This is a genomic window from Asticcacaulis sp. (genome assembly GCF_051954415.1).
Taxonomy (GTDB): domain Bacteria; phylum Pseudomonadota; class Alphaproteobacteria; order Caulobacterales; family Caulobacteraceae; genus Asticcacaulis.
In genome coordinates, this window is sequence record NZ_JBQCHT010000045.1 from 12,570 (window position 1) to 31,172 (window position 18,603).

Annotated in this window: 19 protein-coding genes; 9 read left to right on the forward strand and 10 right to left on the reverse strand. The window is 57.5% G+C overall.

Going from position 1 to position 18,603, the window contains the following annotated elements; all coding sequences use genetic code 11:
* Window positions 1-115: 115 nt before the first annotated feature.
* A complete protein-coding gene (locus tag ACTHND_RS16990) occupies window positions 116-2,935 on the forward strand; it encodes a PAS domain S-box protein (RefSeq protein ID WP_440179156.1) in 2,820 nt (939 codons plus the stop codon).
* A 145-nt stretch (window positions 2,936-3,080) separates the two neighbouring features.
* The gene (locus ACTHND_RS16995; protein ID WP_440179157.1) at window positions 3,081-4,889 is read left to right on the forward strand and encodes a histidine kinase famiy protein; all 1,809 of its coding nucleotides are present in this window, start codon (window positions 3,081-3,083) and stop codon (window positions 4,887-4,889) included.
* Between the two features lie 23 nt (window positions 4,890-4,912).
* On the opposite strand, the gene ACTHND_RS17000 is transcribed toward ACTHND_RS16995, so the two are convergent.
* On the reverse strand, window positions 4,913-5,362 hold the full coding sequence (locus ACTHND_RS17000; protein WP_440179158.1) for a GFA family protein: 450 nt from the start codon (window positions 5,360-5,362) through the stop codon (window positions 4,913-4,915).
* Window positions 5,363-5,364: 2 nt separating this feature from the next.
* A complete protein-coding gene (locus tag ACTHND_RS17005; protein ID WP_440179159.1) occupies window positions 5,365-5,523 on the reverse strand; it encodes a hypothetical protein in 159 nt (52 codons plus the stop codon).
* A gap of 274 nt (window positions 5,524-5,797) precedes the next feature.
* Here ACTHND_RS17005 and ACTHND_RS17010 point away from each other — a divergent pair, with 274 nt between their 5' ends.
* The 6 genes from ACTHND_RS17010 (at window position 5,798) to ACTHND_RS17035 (ending at window position 11,220) form a co-directional block, all read left to right on the forward strand.
* Entirely contained in the window at window positions 5,798-6,481 is a 684-nt protein-coding gene (locus ACTHND_RS17010) for an esterase/lipase family protein (RefSeq protein ID WP_440179160.1), read from the forward strand.
* Window positions 6,482-6,534: 53 nt separating this feature from the next.
* Entirely contained in the window at window positions 6,535-8,679 is a 2,145-nt protein-coding gene (locus tag ACTHND_RS17015) for a catalase (protein WP_440179161.1), read from the forward strand.
* A gap of 61 nt (window positions 8,680-8,740) precedes the next feature.
* Window positions 8,741-9,217, forward strand: coding sequence for a DinB family protein (locus tag ACTHND_RS17020; RefSeq protein ID WP_440179162.1), 477 nt, complete (start codon window positions 8,741-8,743; stop codon window positions 9,215-9,217).
* Between the two features lie 113 nt (window positions 9,218-9,330).
* Window positions 9,331-9,678, forward strand: a complete 348-nt coding sequence (locus tag ACTHND_RS17025; protein WP_440179163.1) for a DUF6496 domain-containing protein — start codon at window positions 9,331-9,333, stop codon at window positions 9,676-9,678.
* Between the two features lie 27 nt (window positions 9,679-9,705).
* Window positions 9,706-10,284, forward strand: a complete 579-nt coding sequence (locus tag ACTHND_RS17030) for a lipocalin family protein (RefSeq protein ID WP_440179164.1) — start codon at window positions 9,706-9,708, stop codon at window positions 10,282-10,284.
* A gap of 528 nt (window positions 10,285-10,812) precedes the next feature.
* On the forward strand, window positions 10,813-11,220 hold the full coding sequence (locus ACTHND_RS17035) for a response regulator (protein ID WP_440179165.1): 408 nt from the start codon (window positions 10,813-10,815) through the stop codon (window positions 11,218-11,220).
* A 7-nt stretch (window positions 11,221-11,227) separates the two neighbouring features.
* Here ACTHND_RS17035 and ACTHND_RS17040 read toward each other — a convergent pair whose 3' ends face one another.
* The 3 genes from ACTHND_RS17040 to ACTHND_RS17050 all read right to left on the reverse strand — a co-directional run bounded on the left by ACTHND_RS17040 (window position 11,228) and on the right by ACTHND_RS17050 (window position 13,692).
* Complete coding sequence (locus ACTHND_RS17040) at window positions 11,228-12,229, reverse strand: YihY/virulence factor BrkB family protein (RefSeq protein ID WP_440179166.1); 1,002 nt, start codon at window positions 12,227-12,229, stop codon at window positions 11,228-11,230.
* A 103-nt stretch (window positions 12,230-12,332) separates the two neighbouring features.
* Window positions 12,333-13,184, reverse strand: a complete 852-nt coding sequence (locus tag ACTHND_RS17045) for an EamA family transporter (protein ID WP_440179167.1) — start codon at window positions 13,182-13,184, stop codon at window positions 12,333-12,335.
* Between the two features lie 28 nt (window positions 13,185-13,212).
* Window positions 13,213-13,692, reverse strand: coding sequence for a pyridoxamine 5'-phosphate oxidase family protein (locus tag ACTHND_RS17050; RefSeq protein WP_440179168.1), 480 nt, complete (start codon window positions 13,690-13,692; stop codon window positions 13,213-13,215).
* 324 nt (window positions 13,693-14,016) lie between these two features.
* On the opposite strand from ACTHND_RS17050, the gene ACTHND_RS17055 reads away from it, so the two are divergent.
* Complete coding sequence (locus tag ACTHND_RS17055; RefSeq protein ID WP_440179169.1) at window positions 14,017-14,607, forward strand: phasin family protein; 591 nt, start codon at window positions 14,017-14,019, stop codon at window positions 14,605-14,607.
* Between the two features lie 115 nt (window positions 14,608-14,722).
* Here ACTHND_RS17055 and ACTHND_RS17060 read toward each other — a convergent pair whose 3' ends face one another.
* The 5 genes from ACTHND_RS17060 to ACTHND_RS17080 all read right to left on the reverse strand — a co-directional run bounded on the left by ACTHND_RS17060 (window position 14,723) and on the right by ACTHND_RS17080 (window position 18,567).
* A complete protein-coding gene (locus tag ACTHND_RS17060; protein ID WP_440179170.1) occupies window positions 14,723-15,529 on the reverse strand; it encodes a hypothetical protein in 807 nt (268 codons plus the stop codon).
* 238 nt (window positions 15,530-15,767) lie between these two features.
* A complete protein-coding gene (locus tag ACTHND_RS17065; protein WP_440179171.1) occupies window positions 15,768-16,253 on the reverse strand; it encodes an EF-hand domain-containing protein in 486 nt (161 codons plus the stop codon).
* An 80-nt stretch (window positions 16,254-16,333) separates the two neighbouring features.
* Window positions 16,334-16,879, reverse strand: coding sequence for a hypothetical protein (locus ACTHND_RS17070; protein WP_440179172.1), 546 nt, complete (start codon window positions 16,877-16,879; stop codon window positions 16,334-16,336).
* A 9-nt stretch (window positions 16,880-16,888) separates the two neighbouring features.
* Window positions 16,889-17,209 (reverse strand): hypothetical protein, encoded by a 321-nt coding sequence (locus ACTHND_RS17075; protein ID WP_440179173.1) that lies wholly within the window; start codon window positions 17,207-17,209, stop codon window positions 16,889-16,891.
* Between the two features lie 35 nt (window positions 17,210-17,244).
* Window positions 17,245-18,567 carry an oxygenase MpaB family protein gene (locus ACTHND_RS17080; RefSeq protein ID WP_440179174.1) on the reverse strand — a complete coding sequence of 441 codons (1,323 nt, stop codon included), beginning with the start codon at window positions 18,565-18,567 and terminating at the stop codon, window positions 17,245-17,247.
* Window positions 18,568-18,603 lie beyond the last annotated feature (36 nt).

Here is an 18,603-nt window from a genome sequence, read left to right on the forward strand (position 1 = left end):
CGGCTGGTTATGGGCCGCCAGCGCTTATCCTTATTGAATCCTTATGCATAAAGTCGAGAGTTGCACATTTTGTTCCGTACCACCGCGCGGACGAGTTAGAATAATGTGATCCGGAATGCGTAAAGAGCCCCTGACTGATGCCCATGCCCATTTGGCGGCCATTATTGAATCATCCGATGATGCCATCGTCAGTAAAACGCTCGACGGTATAATCACCTCGTGGAACGCTGCGGCCGAGCGCATTTTCGGTCAGACCGCTGAGGAGGCGGTCGGGCAACATATCACCCTTATCATTCCGGAAGACCGATACCAGGAAGAAGCCGACATCATCGCCAAGATCAGCGCCGGGCAGCGTGTCGACCATTTCGAAACGGTGCGAAAGCGTAAGAATGGCGAGCTTTTCGCCATTTCGGTGACAATCTCACCCATCCGGAATGCAGAAGGAACCGTCATAGGCGCCAGCAAGATCGCTCGGGATATTTCGTTGACACGGGCGTTGGAGATAGAACTGGCAAACCGTACGCGGCAGCTCGAGGCGCTGACAAATTCCCTGCCGCAAATGGTATGGGCCGCCGGCTCGGATGGCCAGCTCACCTATATCAACGAACACGCGGCTGCCTATGTCGGCGACATCAAGATGATCGAAGGCGGCTACGATTGGCCGAGCGTAATTCACCCTGACGACCTGCCTGCAGGCACGGAAGCCTGGCGGCACAGCATCGCGACGGGTACCGAATATGTGCTGGAGCAACGTATTTTACATGCAGCGTCAAACACCTATCGATGGAATTTGTCCCGCGCAGTGCCGATCCGGGACGATGCGAACACCATTACGCGCTGGATAGGGACCAGCACCGATATTGAGGATCAGAAACAGGCGTCGCAGCTCGTCGAAGAAGAGCGTGAAATCGTCACCGCCCTCTATGAGGTTGGCGAGGCATTTACCAATCAGACCCTGGAAGAGGCGGTCCAGACGGCGACGGACCAGGCGACCCGGTTGACCGGCGCCCAGTTCGGCGCCTTCTTCTACAATGTCGAAAACATCGATGGCGAGAGCTATACCCTGTACACCATAGCCGGCGTGGATCGTGCGCATTTCGACAAATTTCCCATGCCTCGCAATACGGCGATTTTCGCGCCGACCTTCTCAGGCGAGAAGGTCGTGCGTTACGACGATGTGACGACCCAGGCCGACTATGGAAAAAATGCGCCACGCCGGGGCATGCCTGAAGGCCACCTACCCGTCCGTGCCTATCTGGCTGTGCCGGTTATATCCAAAGGTGGCGAGGTCCTTGGCGGACTTTTCTTTGGGCACGCCACCCCCGGTGTGTTTACCGAGCGCGGCGAACGCATTGCCCGGGCTGTCGCGGCTCAGGCGGCGACCGGAATTGAGAGCAGCCGCCTCCTGCAACGCGTGCAACAAAGCGAGCGGCAGTTCAAGCACCTGGCAAACGCGATCGACCCAATGGTTTGGATCGCTGATCCAGACGGCGCGGTCCATTTTTACAACAACCGCTGGTACGAATTCACAGGCGCTCGCGAAGGCGAGACGGATGGCGTGGGCTGGATTACCTACGTGCACCCAGATGATGCCGTGCGCGCAAGCGCTCAATGGCAGGCGTCCGTGGCTACGGGGGCTCCGTATGAAATCGAATATCGTCTCAAACGATCGGATGACACCTATCGTTGGGTACTCGGCCGTGCCACGGCGGACATTGGCCCCGACCAACAGATTCTGCGCTGGTACGGGACCTGTACGGATATCCAGGACATGACCGATGCCCGTCATAAGGCAGAGGCCGCCAACATCGCCAAGAGCGAATTCCTGGCGAATATGAGCCATGAGATCCGTACACCGATGAATGCTGTGATCGGCTTGTCTACAATACTCGCCGCATCGAAGCCACTAAATGAAAAACAGCGCCAGTTCATTCATACGCTGCAATTGAGCGCCGACAGCCTTCTGGCCTTGATCAACGACCTTCTCGACATCGCCAAGATCGAAGCGCGGACGGTCGAACTGGAACAGATCCCGTTCAGCTTGCCCCGGCTGATCCAGGAAGTGACCAGCATGATGGCCGTACAGGTGAAACAAAAAGGCCTGCATTTCTCGGCCGAAGGCGACTGCGCGGATCATCGAATGTTCGTAGGGGATCCGACCCGGCTGCGACAAATCATCCTGAATCTTTGCTCCAACGCGATCAAATTCACGTCCGAAGGCGGAATTCACGTTTCAATAACGTGCCACCCCATGGACATAGCCGACAAGGAGACGGTTTGCATTGCCGTAAAGGACACGGGCATCGGGATTGCCGAAGAGAAATTGCCAACCATCTTCGACAAGTTCGTTCAGGCCGACAGCAGCATCAGCCGCCGGTACGGCGGGACGGGATTAGGACTGGCCATCACGAAAACGCTCACGGAAATCATGGGCGGTACGATCAGCGTAGAGAGTGTCCTCCACCAAGGATCCACATTCACGGTTTGCGTGCCTCTTACCCTGGCACCCAAGGAGCTCGAGGATACACCGGTGGATTTGTCGACCCTCGTCGCGCAGACCCTGGACGAAAAGGCTCGCCCGTCCGTTCTTCTGGTGGAAGATTTCGAACCGAATGTGCTGGTCGCCTCGACCTTCCTCGAGGGCTTCGGTTATCGGGTAGACATAGCAAAGAATGGATTGGAAGCGTTCGAGCTGGCGAAAAACCACAAATATATGGCCGCGCTGATGGATGTTCAGATGCCTGGACTGAACGGCCTGGACGCGACGAAAATGATCCGCGCCCATGAACAGCAGACGGGAAAGCCGCGCTTGAAGATCATTGGAATGACGGCCCACGCCATGGCTGGAGACAAGGAACGGTGCCTCGCCGCAGGCATGGACGAATACATCTCGAAGCCCTTCAACCCCGCAGAGTTGCAAGCCAAGCTCCGATGATAGGTCGTCTGATCAAGCCTCTCCGGTCCCTTCTGCGACGCTATTCTACCAAGCCATACACTCGGCCTTGATTTATCAAACGGACTAATCCGATGGGACTTTTATGTCGTATTCTCCAGTTTGATGTCTTTTAGCGAGAACGCACTTGGACAACGGTGATAGCGCTTCAAGCGGGAATAGTGAGCGTCGGCGCTCGATCCACGACCTGAACAATATGCTGGCGGGCGTGATCAGCGGCCTACAACTGCTCGGACTGCGTTATAAGGACGACGCGCGCTGTCAACAAATCGTCAGCAATGCGCTTACCGATCTTTCGGGCATCCGCGAAAATATGCGTGCAAGTTTCAGCACCGCGGTCGAACCGGCGTCGGTGCAACGTCTGTATGCAGCGGGTGATCAAATGCACGGTCACCCAACGATAACCGACAGCGCCGACCGTCACGACCTGTTTTTTGCCGCGATCGAAATGACGCGGATGCCGATGATCGTCACGGACCCGAACCAATTCGACAACCCAGTCATCTTTGCCAATCAGGCCTTCCTGAACACATCCGGCTACGAGATGAACGAAATCCTGGGACATAATTGCCGCTTCCTCCAGGGGCCCGGGACCGACCGGGATGCTATCGCGAATGTACGCAGGGCGATCGAGGACAAGACGGATATTGCGGTGGAGGTCCAGAACTACCGCAAGGACGGCACGATGTTCTGGAATGCCCTGTTCATCAGCCCGATTTTCGATCGTGAAGGTCGACTTCTGTATTTCTTCGGTTCGCAACTGGACATCACGCGGCGCCGGGAGGCGGAAACCGCCCTTCGCCGGGCGCAGAAGATGGAAGCGATCGGGCAGTTGACGGGGGGGATCGCCCACGATTTCAACAACCTGCTCCAGGTGATCATCGGCAACATGCAGCTTGCCCGTACAGTGATCGACAAGCCGGAACAGCTTACCCGATACCAGGACGCGGTTATAACAGCGGCGGAAAAGGCCAAGGCCCTGACGCAGCAATTGCTGGCATTTTCCCGAAAGCAGCCCCTGGAAGCCCGCGTTGTCAACCTGAACCGTGTGATCACGGAGCTAAACGAGCTGTTATCGAAGACGCTGGGGTCTCACATAACCATTGAACTGGATTTGGCGCCGGATCTGGCCAATGCACAGATCGACGTCATCCAGTTTGAAGTCGCGTTGATAAACGTGCTGGCCAATGCCCGCGATGCGATGCCAAATGGCGGTACTGTAACCATTTCGACGCGGAATTTGACTGTGCCGGCCGGCGGCTTTAACGGTCGCGGCGGGCAGTCCGTCGAATTGTCGGTGCGGGACACGGGCGAGGGCATGTCGCCTGATGTCCTGGCTCATGTCACCGAACCTTTCTTTACGACCAAGGAAGTAGGCAAGGGAACAGGCTTAGGCCTCGCGCAGGTTTATGGCTTCGTGAAGCAGTCCGACGGCGGCTTCGCCGTTGATAGCCAGGTCGGCGAAGGAACAAGCATCCGTATAACTTTCCCGGTCGTGGATGGAGACGTAGAAGCCAGGGCAGACCTGCCAAAAGATGAAAAGGGGCAGGGCAAGGGCGAAAGAATATTAATCGTCGAGGACAACAAGGAGGTTCGCGAGCTTGCCGCGGCGATCCTCACTCAGGAAGGGTATGTCATATGTGAAGCCGGCAATGCCGGCGAAGCCCTGCAAATCCTTGACGGAGACAGCAGTCGCTTCGATATGCTGTTCACGGACATCATAATGCCGGGTCACATGAATGGCGTAGCACTGGCGAAGGAGGTGAAGCGCAGGTCATCGGATATGGCGATTCTCGTTACGACGGGTTTTGCTGATGACGTTCATGGCCATACGAATTCGGCCGCATTCGAGACGATCTATAAGCCATACATGCCTGATGAACTCGCCCGAAAGATTCGTGGCGTCCTGAATAGAAAATTGGATCACCGGTCCTAGCGTCGGGCTTGCGTTCAGCTCGGTTAGTGCTGCCGCCAGGATCGGACATGCCGGGACTGATCGAGTATCTCCGCGGATACATCTGCCGGGTGTTCCCTGACGCCCAGATGCGGCAACCAGTCCTCGCGGTGAAGCGTCCAGTTCTCGTATTCAGGTGGGAACAGGCTTGTTTCATCGAAGCTGCCGCCATGCAATTCGATCTCGCCGCTGTCGTCTTCCTGTTGACATATTGGCGACGAGCAGACCTCGCAGCTCAGCCGGGTCGAATGCTCCGAGCTGCGCCAACTGCGCAGGCCACCGGCGATGAAGACGGCCTCAAACGGGAAGACAACGAATGGATTGAACGCGGCGCCATGGTGTTTGCGGCAGGTCAGACAGTGGCAGAGACCGACGCGGAGCGGCTTATCGATGGCTTCAAATCGGACCGCGCCACAGGCGCACCCTCCGGTATATCGAACAACTTTCTGACCCACGGCTATCTGTCCGCAGGCTTGTCGGGATTGCCCAATCCCTTTTTGGCGGCAGGATACTTTTCAGGGCGCTCATCGAATTGCGGTTTGTCCTTCACATGAACGCTTGCGTTTGGATGGGCATCCTTCTGTTTCGGTTCTGAGCTTTTTGCAGTCCTGGTCATGCCGGCCTCCCTTGACTAGAGATCAGAATGGTGTGCCGCGGCGCATAAGGATGCAATATCATCCTGGCCGCGTCCAAAGGTCGTTTTTCGCGAGATTATCCGGTTTTTTCAAAGAGATATGATCTGCTTATTTTCTCGTAGCCCTTTTGCATTTTATCCTTACGGCTGCCGCATCACCTTGCCCGCGTTCAGGGCCAATGCCGCCAAGGCAACCGGGCATCACTCTTTTCGATTTGACAGCAGACGAGCGTCTCAGACGCTCTCGGGGATATGCATGGGCGACGGCGAAAACCAAGTAGTTCTTTTTCATGGCCTGGCCGAGACACCAACCATCATGGCGAGCCTCGAAATGGTGCTCAGGCTTGAGGGGGCCGGGGTTGACAATGTGGCCTATCCATCCACGCTGTTTGCAGCGGATGTACTGGTCCAGCAGTATATCTTGCCGATCTTTGACCGGCACAAGGACGCGACCCATCTTCATTTCGTGACGCATTCTCTTGGAGGCGTGCTTTTGCACGCAGCGCTTCAGCAGTACAGACCGCGAAATCTGGGGCGCGTGGTCATGACGGCGCCGGGTCTCCACGGTAGCGAGGTCCTCGAAGTCTACCGGCGGAACTGGTGGTTTCGAATGATCTATGGTCCTGCTGCGTTCCAGTCCGGCACCGGCTCGGACGGATTTGCCGGTCAACTCCGCGCGCATGCCGACTACGAGCTTGGCATAATCGCGGGCGCCGTTTCGCTCGATCCGATGGCGAATCTGCTGGCGCCGTGGCCACATGATGGCAAGATCAGCGTAAACCGCACGAAGCTCGCAGGCATGCGCGACCACATCGTCTTGCCTTTGCCACATGATCTCCTGTCCAGCGATCCAATGGCGGTCGGGCAGGTCCAACATTTCCTAAAATACGGCCACTTCCTTCATCTCCTGCAACCGCAGGAAATGACAGAAGCGGCCTGAATCTTCCATCGGCCGCGATGTCGGCCATTGAATTTTGAATACAGGAGAGGTCCATGGTCACCAAGAAAACCACCCCGAAGGCCTCGGCCGGGAAAAGCACCCAAGCCCAGTTTGCAGATGTCGCTATTACCCTGGCACCGGGTGGGGATACGCACCAGACCGCTGAAGACGGCTATGCCGTCCTGACAACCCAGCAAGGCGCCCCGGTTTCTGACGACCAGAATTCCCTGAAGGCCGGCGCACGCGGTCCGGTCAGCCTGGAAGACCACCATCTGCGTGAAAAGCTATTTCACTTTGACCATGAACGCATTCCGGAACGGGTTGTCCACGCGCGAGGCTACGGTGCGCATGGTTACTTTGAAACGTACGACTCGCTGGCGGACGTAACGGCGGCCGACCTGTTCCAGCGACCGGGCGAAAAGACACCGGTCTTCGTGCGCTTTTCGACCGTAGCTGGGAACAAGGGCTCGTTCGATCTGGCCCGCGATGTGCGCGGTTTTGCCGTCAAGTTCTACACACAGCAAGGTAACTGGGACCTCGTCGGCAACAACATCCCGGTGTTCTTTATTCAGGATGCCATCAAGTTTCCCGATCTTGTCCATGCCGCCAAGCAAGAGCCCGACCGAGAATTCCCGCAGGCCCAGACCGCGCACGACAACTTTTGGGACTTCATCTCGCTGATGCCGGAATCGATGCACATGATCATGTGGATCATGTCCGACCGCGCCATCCCCCGCGGCTTCCGCTTCATGCAGGGCTTCGGTGTCCACACCTTCCGCCTCGTCAATGCCGAAGGCAAGTCGACCTTCGTCAAATTCCACTGGCGCCCGAAGCTCGGCATGCAATCGGTGGTCTGGAACGAAGCTGTCAAGATTAATGGCGCCGACCCCGACTTCCATCGCCGCGACCTGTGGAATGCGATCAAAAGCGGCGCTTTCCCGGAATGGGAACTGGGCCTGCAATTGTTTGACGAGGACTTCGCCAACAGCTTCGATTTCGACGTCCTGGACGCCACCAAGATCATCCCCGAAGAAATCCTGCCGCTGCGCATGGTCGGGCGCCTGGTGCTTGACCGCATGCCGGACAACTTTTTCCTGGAGACCGAGCAGGTCGCCTTCTGCACGTCCAACATCGTGCCGGGCATTGACTTCACCAATGACCCGTTGCTGCAAGGCCGAAACTTCTCCTATCTCGACACACAACTGAAGCGCCTGGGCGGACCGAACTTCACCCACATCCCGATCAATGCGCCCAGGTGTCCGTTCCACCACTTCCAGCAGGATGGCCACATGGCCATGACCAATCCGATGGGGCGCGCCAACTATGAGCCCAATTCCTGGAGCGCGGAAGAGGGCGCTGATCCTGGCCCGCGCGAAACCGGCGCAGGCTTCAAGAGCTTCCGGGAACCTGTCGAAGGCAACAAGCTGCGCATCCGGCCGGAAAGCTTCGCCGACCACTACAGCCAGGCCCGGCAGTTCTACATCAGCCAGACAGACACTGAGCAGACCCATATCGCCAATGCCCTGGTATTCGAATTGAGCCGTGTCGAGCGGCCGGCCATTCGAACCCGCGTGGTGTCGCACCTCCTGAACATTGATCCCGGCCTGGCCCAGACGGTGGCGACAGGCTTGGGGCTCCCGGAATTGCCGGCCACCGCGACGGCCGCGGTCGCCACCCGCCAGGATTTACCGCCATCCAATGCCCTCAGCATCCTGAAAAACCCGCCGCCGTCTCTGGCTGGCCGCAAGCTGGGCGTCTTGGTGACCGATGGGGCCGACGCGAAACTGGTGGACGCCTTGCAAAAGGCCGCCATGAAGGAAGGCATGATGGTCGAATTCATCGCGCCCATGGTGACAGGGGTGACGCTGAGCGACGGCACCGCTCTGCCGGCGCAGTACAAGATCGACGGCGGACCGTCGGTCCTGTTCGATGTCGTCGCCGTCATCGCATCGGAGGAGGGCGTGGCGTGGTTAACCCGGAAATCGACCGCCAAGGATTTCGTCTCCGATGCCTTCGCGCACATGAAGTTCCTGGCCTATTCACCCGAGGTCCTGCCGCTGCTGGAAAAGGCTGGTATCGCTGCCGACCTCGATGAAGCGTTCGTGGAGCTGTCTTCAGCCGCCAGGGTCAAGGCCTTCTTCACTGACCTGGCAAAGCTGCGCCACTGGCCGCGTGAACCGCTGGTCAATGCCGGATGATCATTTCTGGAACAGCTCGCGCGGATACGGATCGAAGACCATAATGTAGCTCAGGACCGATATGCACCTCGTCACTTTCACTGCTCTCGCTGAGTTCCCGGATCGCCTCGAAGCGCATTTCAAGGTTCTGCCGACTGAACTTTATGACTGGCGGCCCCCGTCCTGGGCCTCCAGTCCGTGCGGAGAGTTGACGGCAATTCAGCAGCTTCGGGTGATCAAAGCCCAAGAAATCGAGCGCTTTCAGGTCTGTATTTCCCGGGCACTGCTTGAAGAAAAGCCGGACATAAGGGTTGAAGCAATCGACGCGGTGGAAGCTGGTGACGAGAGCGCGGAGGATTTGCTGAAAATCTTCAGGGAGGCTCGCAAGCGCACGCTCAGCATACTGGAGGGACTGAACGATGAGCAATGGAAGCGGGCAGTGATCCTGGGCGACCATGGCGAGACCACAGTCCTTGGCCTGGTGCATTTTCTGAGCAGTCATGACCTGACGCAACTGGCGGGCTTGCAATGGTTGCAAGGCGAAGCGAACCTGGCATAGCCATAGATCTGGGTGCGAACTTCTGACCAAGCCCTTACAGGGCCCGCACCAAATCGCATAGAATATTGAACTGGCGAAGTCGACACTGCTGCCTAACAGAATGGAGCAGTCAGATGCCAAAGCAAACCGCCGGCCAAAAAGACACCATGGAACGCGTCATGCACGAGTTCAAAGAAGGCGAACTCGAAAGCAGCAGCGGCGACAAGGTCAAGAGCCGCAAGCAGGCGATCGCCATCGGCCTTAGCGAGTCAGGCTCGTCCAATCGTGAGGACAAGAAGACCAACGAACATAACTATCGTCGAACCAAGGCCAAGGAGGGGGAGGGAAAGACGGCGCAGCAAGAGAAGGAAGGTCATATGAAGCATACGACCGCTACGTCAAAGTCGAAAGGGTCCGGCTGGCATGGAGATGCCGCCGGACACGCCAAGGCCGCTCGCAAAGCCCATCATCCGGCGCACTAATTTCCAGCGTTTTAGAAACCCAGGCAGATGAAAATATCCAAATCCACTCTGGCAGGTTTATTGATTATCGGGGGTGGCGCCATTGCCGGTGCCGCCATCCTAGCGTCACGGCCGCGGACGACCAGACGACCTAACGTGCCCGAGCCCGCGAAGCCGGTCGACCTGCACAAATATGCCGGGCTGTGGTACGAGGTAGGCAGATATGACAACCCTTTCGAAGCCGAATACGAAGGGGTGACAGACCATTATACCGTCACCGACGCCGGCGAAATCGATATAGTGGCTACGCTGCATAAGGACGTGGCCGATGGTCCGGAGCGAACCATTCCCAGCCGGGCGAAAATTGTGCCGGGAACGGGCAATTCGAAATGGAAGGTGTCGTTTTTCGGTCCCTTCTTCCTGGGTGATTATTGGATAATGGATCGCGCGGACGACTATTCGTGGTCAATTGTCAGTGAACCCAAGGGCAAGTTACTATGGGTGATGGCGCGCGATCCGCATCCTGCTCTTGAAATCTGGGCGCGCCTGCAAGAGCGCGTTGGCCAGCTTGGGTTCAATTGGGCCAAGGTCAAGAAAGTCAGCCAGCCAGTTGAAGAAGACATTTAGGTGGTTCTGTGTCACTTGACGGCATGGCTGCCGCTTGTTTTGGTGTCTTACGGCAATGTCACTATCGGTTATTGATATCTCTCGCCTGGAGCAAGACCCGGAAACTTACGGTGAGTCAGCTATATTGATTTAAGTGTCCGGGGAGTACCTAATGCCAAAGTCCTTATCAAAGCGCGCGAGCACCATCCTTAACCTTTTGCCATTTGCGCATATGATGTCGCGTACCTTGCCTTCACCTCATCTTGTCTTAGCTACAGCTGCGCTGAGGCATCCCCTTTTGCGGCGGATGGCGCCGCGTTTGACGACCGTTGCGACTGTCGTCGTCGCCGGCATGGCCGTGGCCTCTTTCGTGCGAGGGCTAAAAGGTAAGCGCGCGGCATCTGCAGATAGCCGTGCGACCCTGGACAGATCGTCCGCCACTTAGCCGTTCCAAACAATTAGCCTGTCATTAACCCTATTTCGGCAAACTCGAATGGCTGGGAGGGTGGAGACGGGCATACGCGGGCAAAATGCTACGCCGGGGTAAAGATGCCGAATACCAATCACATTGCCAAACAGAGAGTCCATGACGGTCCGACCCGAGTATTGGTCGTCGACGACAATGAACCGTCCGCCCTTTCCCTCACCTGGGCAATGGAAATGTTCGGCTACGAAGTCAGGACCTGTTACGATGGCAAGTCAGCGGTCCAAGAAGCCGGCCGTTTCGATCCGGATGTCGTTCTGCTCGACCTGGGCATGCCCATAATGGGCGGCCTGGAAGCGTGCAAATGCCTTCGTGCCAATCCTGCGCATAATGACACACTTGTCATCGCACAAACGGGATGGGGTGATCGTGCCATGTGCCAAAAGACAGCGGAACACGGCTTCAATCATCACCTGGTGAAACCCATCGACATCAACCGTCTGCTCGAACTCATGCCGCCCGCCAGGCATTGAGTCGCCGTTATGGGTTCATGCCAGGCTTCGAGCGCCTCTGCTGGCGCATATGCAATAGGGCCAGCACGCTAAAAATACCAAGCCCAGTCAAGGTCTCCGCCAGGCTGTGTCGGTGCGGAAGGGGAGCGTCTGCCTGATGAAACTGCAGCGAGCGCGATGGGGATGTTTCAAATGTCTCCCCATTGTGACGGCCGTAGACTTGGGTAAACTCAGCGCCAAAGAAGATGATCTGGGTGGAATAGTAGATCCACACCAGAAGGACGATCAGCGACCCTGCCGCCCCATAGGTAGAACCGAGGCTGCTGTGGCCCAGATAGATTCCGATCAGGGATTTCCCGACCGTGAACAGGATGCCGGTGATGAAGGCGCCCATCCAGACATTGCGCCAGGCGAATTTCACATCCGGAAGGATCTTGAACGTCAGGGCGAACAGGACCGTCGCCACCAGCACTGACAGGACGAAGTTCACCGAGGTGACGATCATCACCGGCGCGGTGCCCTGCCATGGCTCGGTGACGGCCGACAGCACGGACGAGACGGCCAGGGAGAGTAACAGCAGAAGGCAAATACAGATGATCATGCTGAACGACAGGACGCGCTTCATTACGAACGAGATCAGACTCGTTTTTGCCTTGGGCACATTGAAAATATGATTGAGCGCGCCCTGCAACTGGGCGAAGAAGCCGGAGACGGACAGAAGCAGGGCGGAGGTGCCGACAAGCGTCGCGATCAGGCTCTTCTCATCGTTCTGCGTATTGCGGATTACGTCTTGGATCGCCAGCGCGCCCGTGTCGCCGACCATGCCGCGCATTTCCCGGAGTACCAGACCGGAGGCGGCCTCTTGGCCAAGCACAAGCCCCGCCAGGGAAATGACGACCAGCAGTAACGGGCCGAGCGACAGCACGCTATAGAAGGCCAGGGCGGCGCCATACCGCGGCGCGTCGTCATCTTGCCAGTCCTTCACGGTTTTCCGGATAATATCTACCAGCGTTCCCAGTTTCAGTGTCATCGCATAGTTCCTGAACAGCACGAAGCCAGGCTAGGTCCCGCGCCGTAAAATTGCTGTCGGAAAATGCCGCGACAGAGGGCGTCTGGCCATAAAGCCGCACTCGCTATTGCGAAGACAAATTCAGCAGGACAATGCCGGCGATGACAGCAATGATTCCTCCCCAGCCCCACACGCCTGGTTTTTCTTTCAGGACGATGACGGCAAATACAACGGTTACCAGGGTTGAAGCCGAACTCAGGGCGGTTGCTATAGCGATATCGCCGTCCGCCTGTGCCAGGTTCAGGGCGGCCAGGCCACCGCCACCGAGACTGGCTGAGAGGCCGATTAGTCCGGCGCCTTTCAGCCCCTTGACCTCGTTTATCGGTCGTTTCCAAATCAGGCTGTAGGCGCCGATGGCAATAACCGCCACGACATAGCAGGCCCACAGGGTTGGCACAGGGCCGAATGCGGGCAGGACATACTGGCCCTGGAGCCAGTAGCTGACACCGTAACACAGAGACGCGCCGACGCCATATATCCACCCCGACGATTTTGATGTCTTGTCGTCGCTGCGGATCGCGCAAAGTATGGCCCCGGCAACGGTCATGACCAGACCGGTGACGATACCCGCGGACAGGTGTTCGCCAGTTAGAAGCGCGAGGAAAGAACTGACCGCGCCATAGCTGGCCATCAGCGGCGCAACGACCGATAGTCGCCCCCTGGCGAGGCCGGTATACAGAAACGCCGTGGCGCCTGTGAGGACTATACCGGCAATGACGAGCAAGGCCCATTCGGTGAGGCTTGCCTTGGGCAGCTTAAAAAACAGGAGTGCGATGGAGGCGGCCACAACCAGCAGGAGCTGGCTCCAGAACAGCGTAGTGGGGACGCCATTGATGCGGTTAGTAGACCGGCCTGTAATGTCGGCCAGGCCATAAAGAAGCGCGGCCAGCAGGCCGAAAATGACGGCTGAGGTCATGTATCACATATTGGCGATGAACCTGAAATCAGAACTGGATTTCCGAAACCTTGTCCTGGAAATCCTTTTTCGGGTCGGCCCCCAGAAGGAGCTTCACACCGGCCAGCAGGCTGGACGCATCGATCCAGGCCTTGGCATCGGACGGATCGAAACGGAACAGGCACAGCTTCGGATCGTCCTTGCCTTCGTACCATGCTGCGACGAATGGATTCCACAGGCGGTCAATCACCGCCCGGTCATTGTCGATCGTCACGGTCCCTTCGATACTGGCAAAGATGTCGTGGCCCTTGGACGAAAACGCCAGGTTGGCGGGATGGCCGGTATGCACGACAACTGCCGCCTCGGTGTCTGTCGATGTAAAGATCCAGAACGGACCGGTGTCTTCCTTTCCGTCCACCAGTACAGTCATGGGTTTGGAACCGGGTGTTCCCTCAAGCCACAGCATGGCCGTGCGGTCAGCGCGCAGCGCTTTCCAGAATTTATGCTCGATGTCGTGGGTATCGGTCATGAATCTCTCCTTTGATTTAACCCTGTCATCCCGGGCAATCAAATTTCAATGCGGCAGCAGCCGCCATCGGTGCCAATTTCGCCTCGGCGCGTAATTTACCTTGCTGCGATGGCATCAGGTTTGCCGGTGATTGACGACAAGATGCGATCTTGCGGCGCAAAAAATGTCACGAAGAATTCATGCTGGGCATTTCTGATTTATTTCAATAGGATAGTCTATCTTTATAAGCTCCTTATTTTGTCGGTGTCGTCGAGCTGCGTTTTCATTATCGCAGGTGCGATATGAAAGGCATGCGCCAATCGGGCGTTAAAAAGGGTGTATCCAATGTCTGATCCTATTAAACCCGTCTCGAACGTCGCTGAAAACGTTCTGAACAAGTCATCCGAAGCGTCTCGTGATGCCGCCGGCGCTGGGATGGCCGCCGTCAAGGACGGTATCAATGCAGCTGCGAATGTCTCGTCTACGGCGCTTAACGCCGCTGCCGACGCAGGCAACGCGGCCTTCGACAACTCCAAAGACTTGCTCAACACAGCCGAACGAAAGTCCGCAGAATTCGTTCACACTGGCGCGGAAGCGGGTGAGCAGATGAAAGCGAAGATTCAGGCGTTCACCGAACGCGGCACCCAGACGCTCAACGCTTATGCTGAAGCCGGGAAGCAGGCGACGGCCGCTTTCAGCGACGTCAGTCAGGCGTGGGGCGAAGTATACTCGCGTCAGCTGGCCGACTACAACGAACTGTCGCAGAAGGCTTTGCGTCTACGCTCGCCCCAGGACCTGATTGAGTTCCAGTCGTTCGCCGCCGAACGGGCTCAGGATCAGCTTGCGCTGATGCGAGACACCTACACGCGGGCCTTCAATGCCTTTACGCGCGTTTGGCAACCGCTAACCAATCAGAACGAAGCGCTCGCGGCATAAGGGACATGCCAAAGGGATGACGAAAGGAATGAGGGGGAAGCAGTTGCTTCCCCCTCATTTTTTTGCATCGCCAAATATTTGATCGCTTGTTAGCTGGTAATGATAGTGCCCAGATTTAATTCAGCGTGTCCGCCAGGGCGCGAAGCTGTGCGGATACATCGCTTTCAATCGGATCGCCGTGCGACATGATAATGCGTCTAAGATCTGGTTCGGTGGCCCAGGCAAGCAATTGGGACCGAAGGTCGTCCTTGTCCTTCAGACCCATTTTGACAGGCACAGGAATATGCGGCTCATGGCCGGCGAAGCCGGTGAGGCGCAACACGAAGCCGGAGTCCTGCGGCATATTTCCAATAACGTCATTGACGATCAGGGTCGTCCCGCCAGAGCGGCGGACAATCAATGCGGCTTCATGACCCGACATGCCTTTAACGGTCACAAACCGAACATCCTCGTCGCCAAAATCCACCTCTGTCGCGTTGATCTCCGTGGCTTCTTCGGCCGCTTTCTCGGCGCCGGCCGGTGCGATGACCTTTAGATCCGGATAACGCTTTTTCCATATTCTGGCATCGATACGGTGGCGGTCGCCCGGGATGACGAGATAGGCGGGACGTCCGGATTCTTCCAGTTCCTCCATCTGAGGCTCGTCGAGAGCGATGGCGCTGTAGATGACCATGCCACCACTTTTCAGGCGCACGACAGTCATTCGTCGCTCCAGCGGTGTAAGCGGCATGTGCAATTCACCAGTGACCGTCCATATCCCGTCGTCAACGCGGGTGAGCCGGCCGTGTGGCATGACGGTCCATTCTTCAAGAATCTTAGGCATATTCACCTCCAGACTTTCGCCAGAGTTTAAAAGCGATGCTGCAAGTTTTCGATGCCCGTTTTCCAGATGCCAGGCGACCAGCGGTGCAGCAATGGTCACGCAAGATGTGACTTGGAGCCGCTTGACGTTGTGCCGAACCCTCCTACATTTAAGCTAGGTTCAACGAGCGAAAGGAGGTGGTCTGATGTCTCATTGTCAAATGCCGCATGCGGCGAATTTAGTGAGCACGGCCTTCATCGCAGGGGGCCAGCCCAACTAGCTGTCCGCGTGCATTGCAAGACAATGGAAAGGCCGCCCAGACGGGCGGCCTTTTGTTTACGGTGATGGACTGACGAGTCTATCGGCTGTCCGCCGTTCGCGCCCGGTCCAGTGCCAGGGAAGAGAGTTCGCTGGCGGAAACATATCCGTCGGCATTAGTATCGGCCATGTCGAAGATTGTCTGGTTGACGGCCATCATTTCTGGCAGGCTGATCGCTCCATCTCCATCAATGTCCATTGCGGCGAACCGTGACGCCACCATCGCCGTCGTCTGGTCCGCCGTCGTCGACACACGCAGGGCAGAAGCGTCATTCATAGCGGCCTGGAGCATCTCGGGCTGGCTGATCGATCCACTCCCGTCAGCGTCCATGGCCCCGAACAGGGTCAGCGCGGCGCCAGCGCTTTCCTTCAGGCTGATAAGAGCATCCCCGTCCCGATCCTGTGTCTGGATAGTCTTGTCAGCGATGAGTTCCGCCGTTTGCACAGGGGCGCTGGCGGCCATCGCGGTGATCGGGCAGGTGGTCAGGGCGGCGATAGCGACAAAGGGGATGGACAAGCACTTCATTGGCAGCCTCACGCGATACTGAAGCTTAGTTTTACCAACGAGGCCATCAGGGTTCGATGCTAACCAGGGGGGATAAAATGTCAGGCGGACGCAAGGGCAGCCCGCTTTGTGGCTTCTTCGCGGACAAGGTGAAATCGTTGCAGTTCCAGGCCGGCATCCGGGAGCGCGCGGTGCGTAGCTGAAACGGGTTCCGTTGTGGCGATGACGCCGGCGATCAAGTCGGCAATGCTGTCATCGGACACGGTGTCTCCCAGAATGTCCCGGGCTGCTCGCAAAAACATCTCATCCGTTCGGGAAAGCCGGAGCGCATGTCGCGGCAGTCCGCCGCCACGTAACAGTGTGCTCAGCCATTTGCCGTCCCAGGAAGGCGCGCTGGCAAACAGGTCATGTCCGATAAGGTCGCTCATCATTTGATGGGCAACCGTGGCCGCAGGAACGCCTTCGCGTTCCAGGAGATCGCGGGAAATGCCATGGAGGGCTTCAGCTTCCGGCGACCAGTCCCTCCATTCCACAATAGGCTGGATAAGCATGGATTTTGAAGTCCCGTCTTCGAAGACCCAAGCGACTTCGATTGGGAAACTTTTCTTCCCGAGTGATGAGGCTTCGAAATCGATGAACACGCGCATGTCGCCAATTTACAGCCAGGCGCATAAGACCGCGATACGGATCCTTGACCATCTGGGATTGGTGTTGCGATCAGGCTTCATCAAGGTGAGCGGTTCGCCATCGTCGGTCAGGCCGGTGACATATGACGGTCGATCGTCCGGAAGCGCATACACCGGCGCACCAAACGCCCGTGGCGTCTCCACAGGGCTCTTCATAAAGAGCTGCATGTAAATCGGCCGCGACAGATGGATCGAAACATCGTGACAGCCGGCCGCCGCGATAGTCGCCAAGGCCTTGCCTAGCAACGCCTTTATTCCGGCTTGGATAGCGATCGTTTGAGGCTCATCCATATTCACTCCTACGCGGTGATAGTCTTCGATGGCGGTCAGATGGTCGGTCGGTAGGTATTGGCATCTGTCTCGAACCTGGCATGACCATAGCGCTTCAACAAGCCATCGAGCTTTCCGACCAGTATCCGATCGGCGATTTCCCGGATGACGGGAATATCGCCAAGGAGTCCGAAAAGGCGAAGTTGCGAGAAAATGCGTGTTGCCGCGATCAGCGCCAGCTTGCGATCCTTCAGGGTATAGGTCACGCCCATCTGATTGGCTCGACGGGTATCGCCCTGAAGGAAGTGCTTGATGAAGAAGGCTTTGGAGAAGCTGCGTTCCAGCTCGCGGTCGATCTTGCCAGTGAGGGAGTTGTCGAAGGACAACTCGGTATTCATCGTGCCCCGAACCAGGGCGCCACAGGTGGCTTCGTCGAACGCACCGCGCAGGGTGGCCTGGCGTGCCAGCATCAGGCGCGCCACGGACTTGGGCGTGTCGCCGAGCAGAGGTTCCGGCAGGCCTAGAAGAAAACAGCGATAACGACCAATCTCGATCCGCGCGCGTTCCTCATCGGTGAACTGCTCCCGGCCTTCCTTTAGCGCGCGGAAGGCAATCAGGAAGGAGCCGATCTGTCCCGCCGGCATCTGATCGACCTGGGGAATGGGTACACCATAAACACCGGTTTCCCAAAGCCCTTGGCGCTTCATGACGTTGAACCGGACCATGGAATGCATCAGCCGGACCATCGCCGCGGCCTTGAAAGCGGCGCCCTTGCGATCGAGCGCGCCCGGCATGACAGTCAGGGTGAAGAAGGTCGCAGTCTCATGCACGCGTTTGGCAGCGAGCTGATCGGACAACTGTCCGGTCAGGGCCATCGGCAAGGCGGAATACTTGTTCATGAAGGTGGCGAGGAATGCGCCGCGTATCGCGAAGGGGACAAGATGCGCGTAATGGTTCCGCTCTATCCGCGCCCCTTCGCGGACGAGCTTCATATCCAGCCACTTCGGTCGGGCTTCCATGGCGGCAAGGAAGGCGGCCAGTTCGACCGGTGCTTCCGGCACAGCTTCAATGCCCTTGTCGCAGGCCGTCTCAAGCCAGTCGACGATCTGACGAAAACCATGCTCGGGTATCCGCGCGGCATAAGCATCGGCAACCGGATCGCCGGTGAGGGTATAGGCGGCCATCATCTCGACCAGGCTTTTATCGGCCATGATCTCAGGGATCATGCCTTCAAAGCCCTCGAGCCCATCGCCGGACGGTACCGTGGTGAACCGCTCTGGCGGGCGGCTAAAGTCTATGCCGCCATAGATTTCCGGCACGAGCGTGGCTTGCTGTTCGACCTTTTGCCACAGTGCGGGATGGAACTGGCGGTGTTGCATGATGTCCTCATTGGCGCCCCGGTCTACAGATGGGCA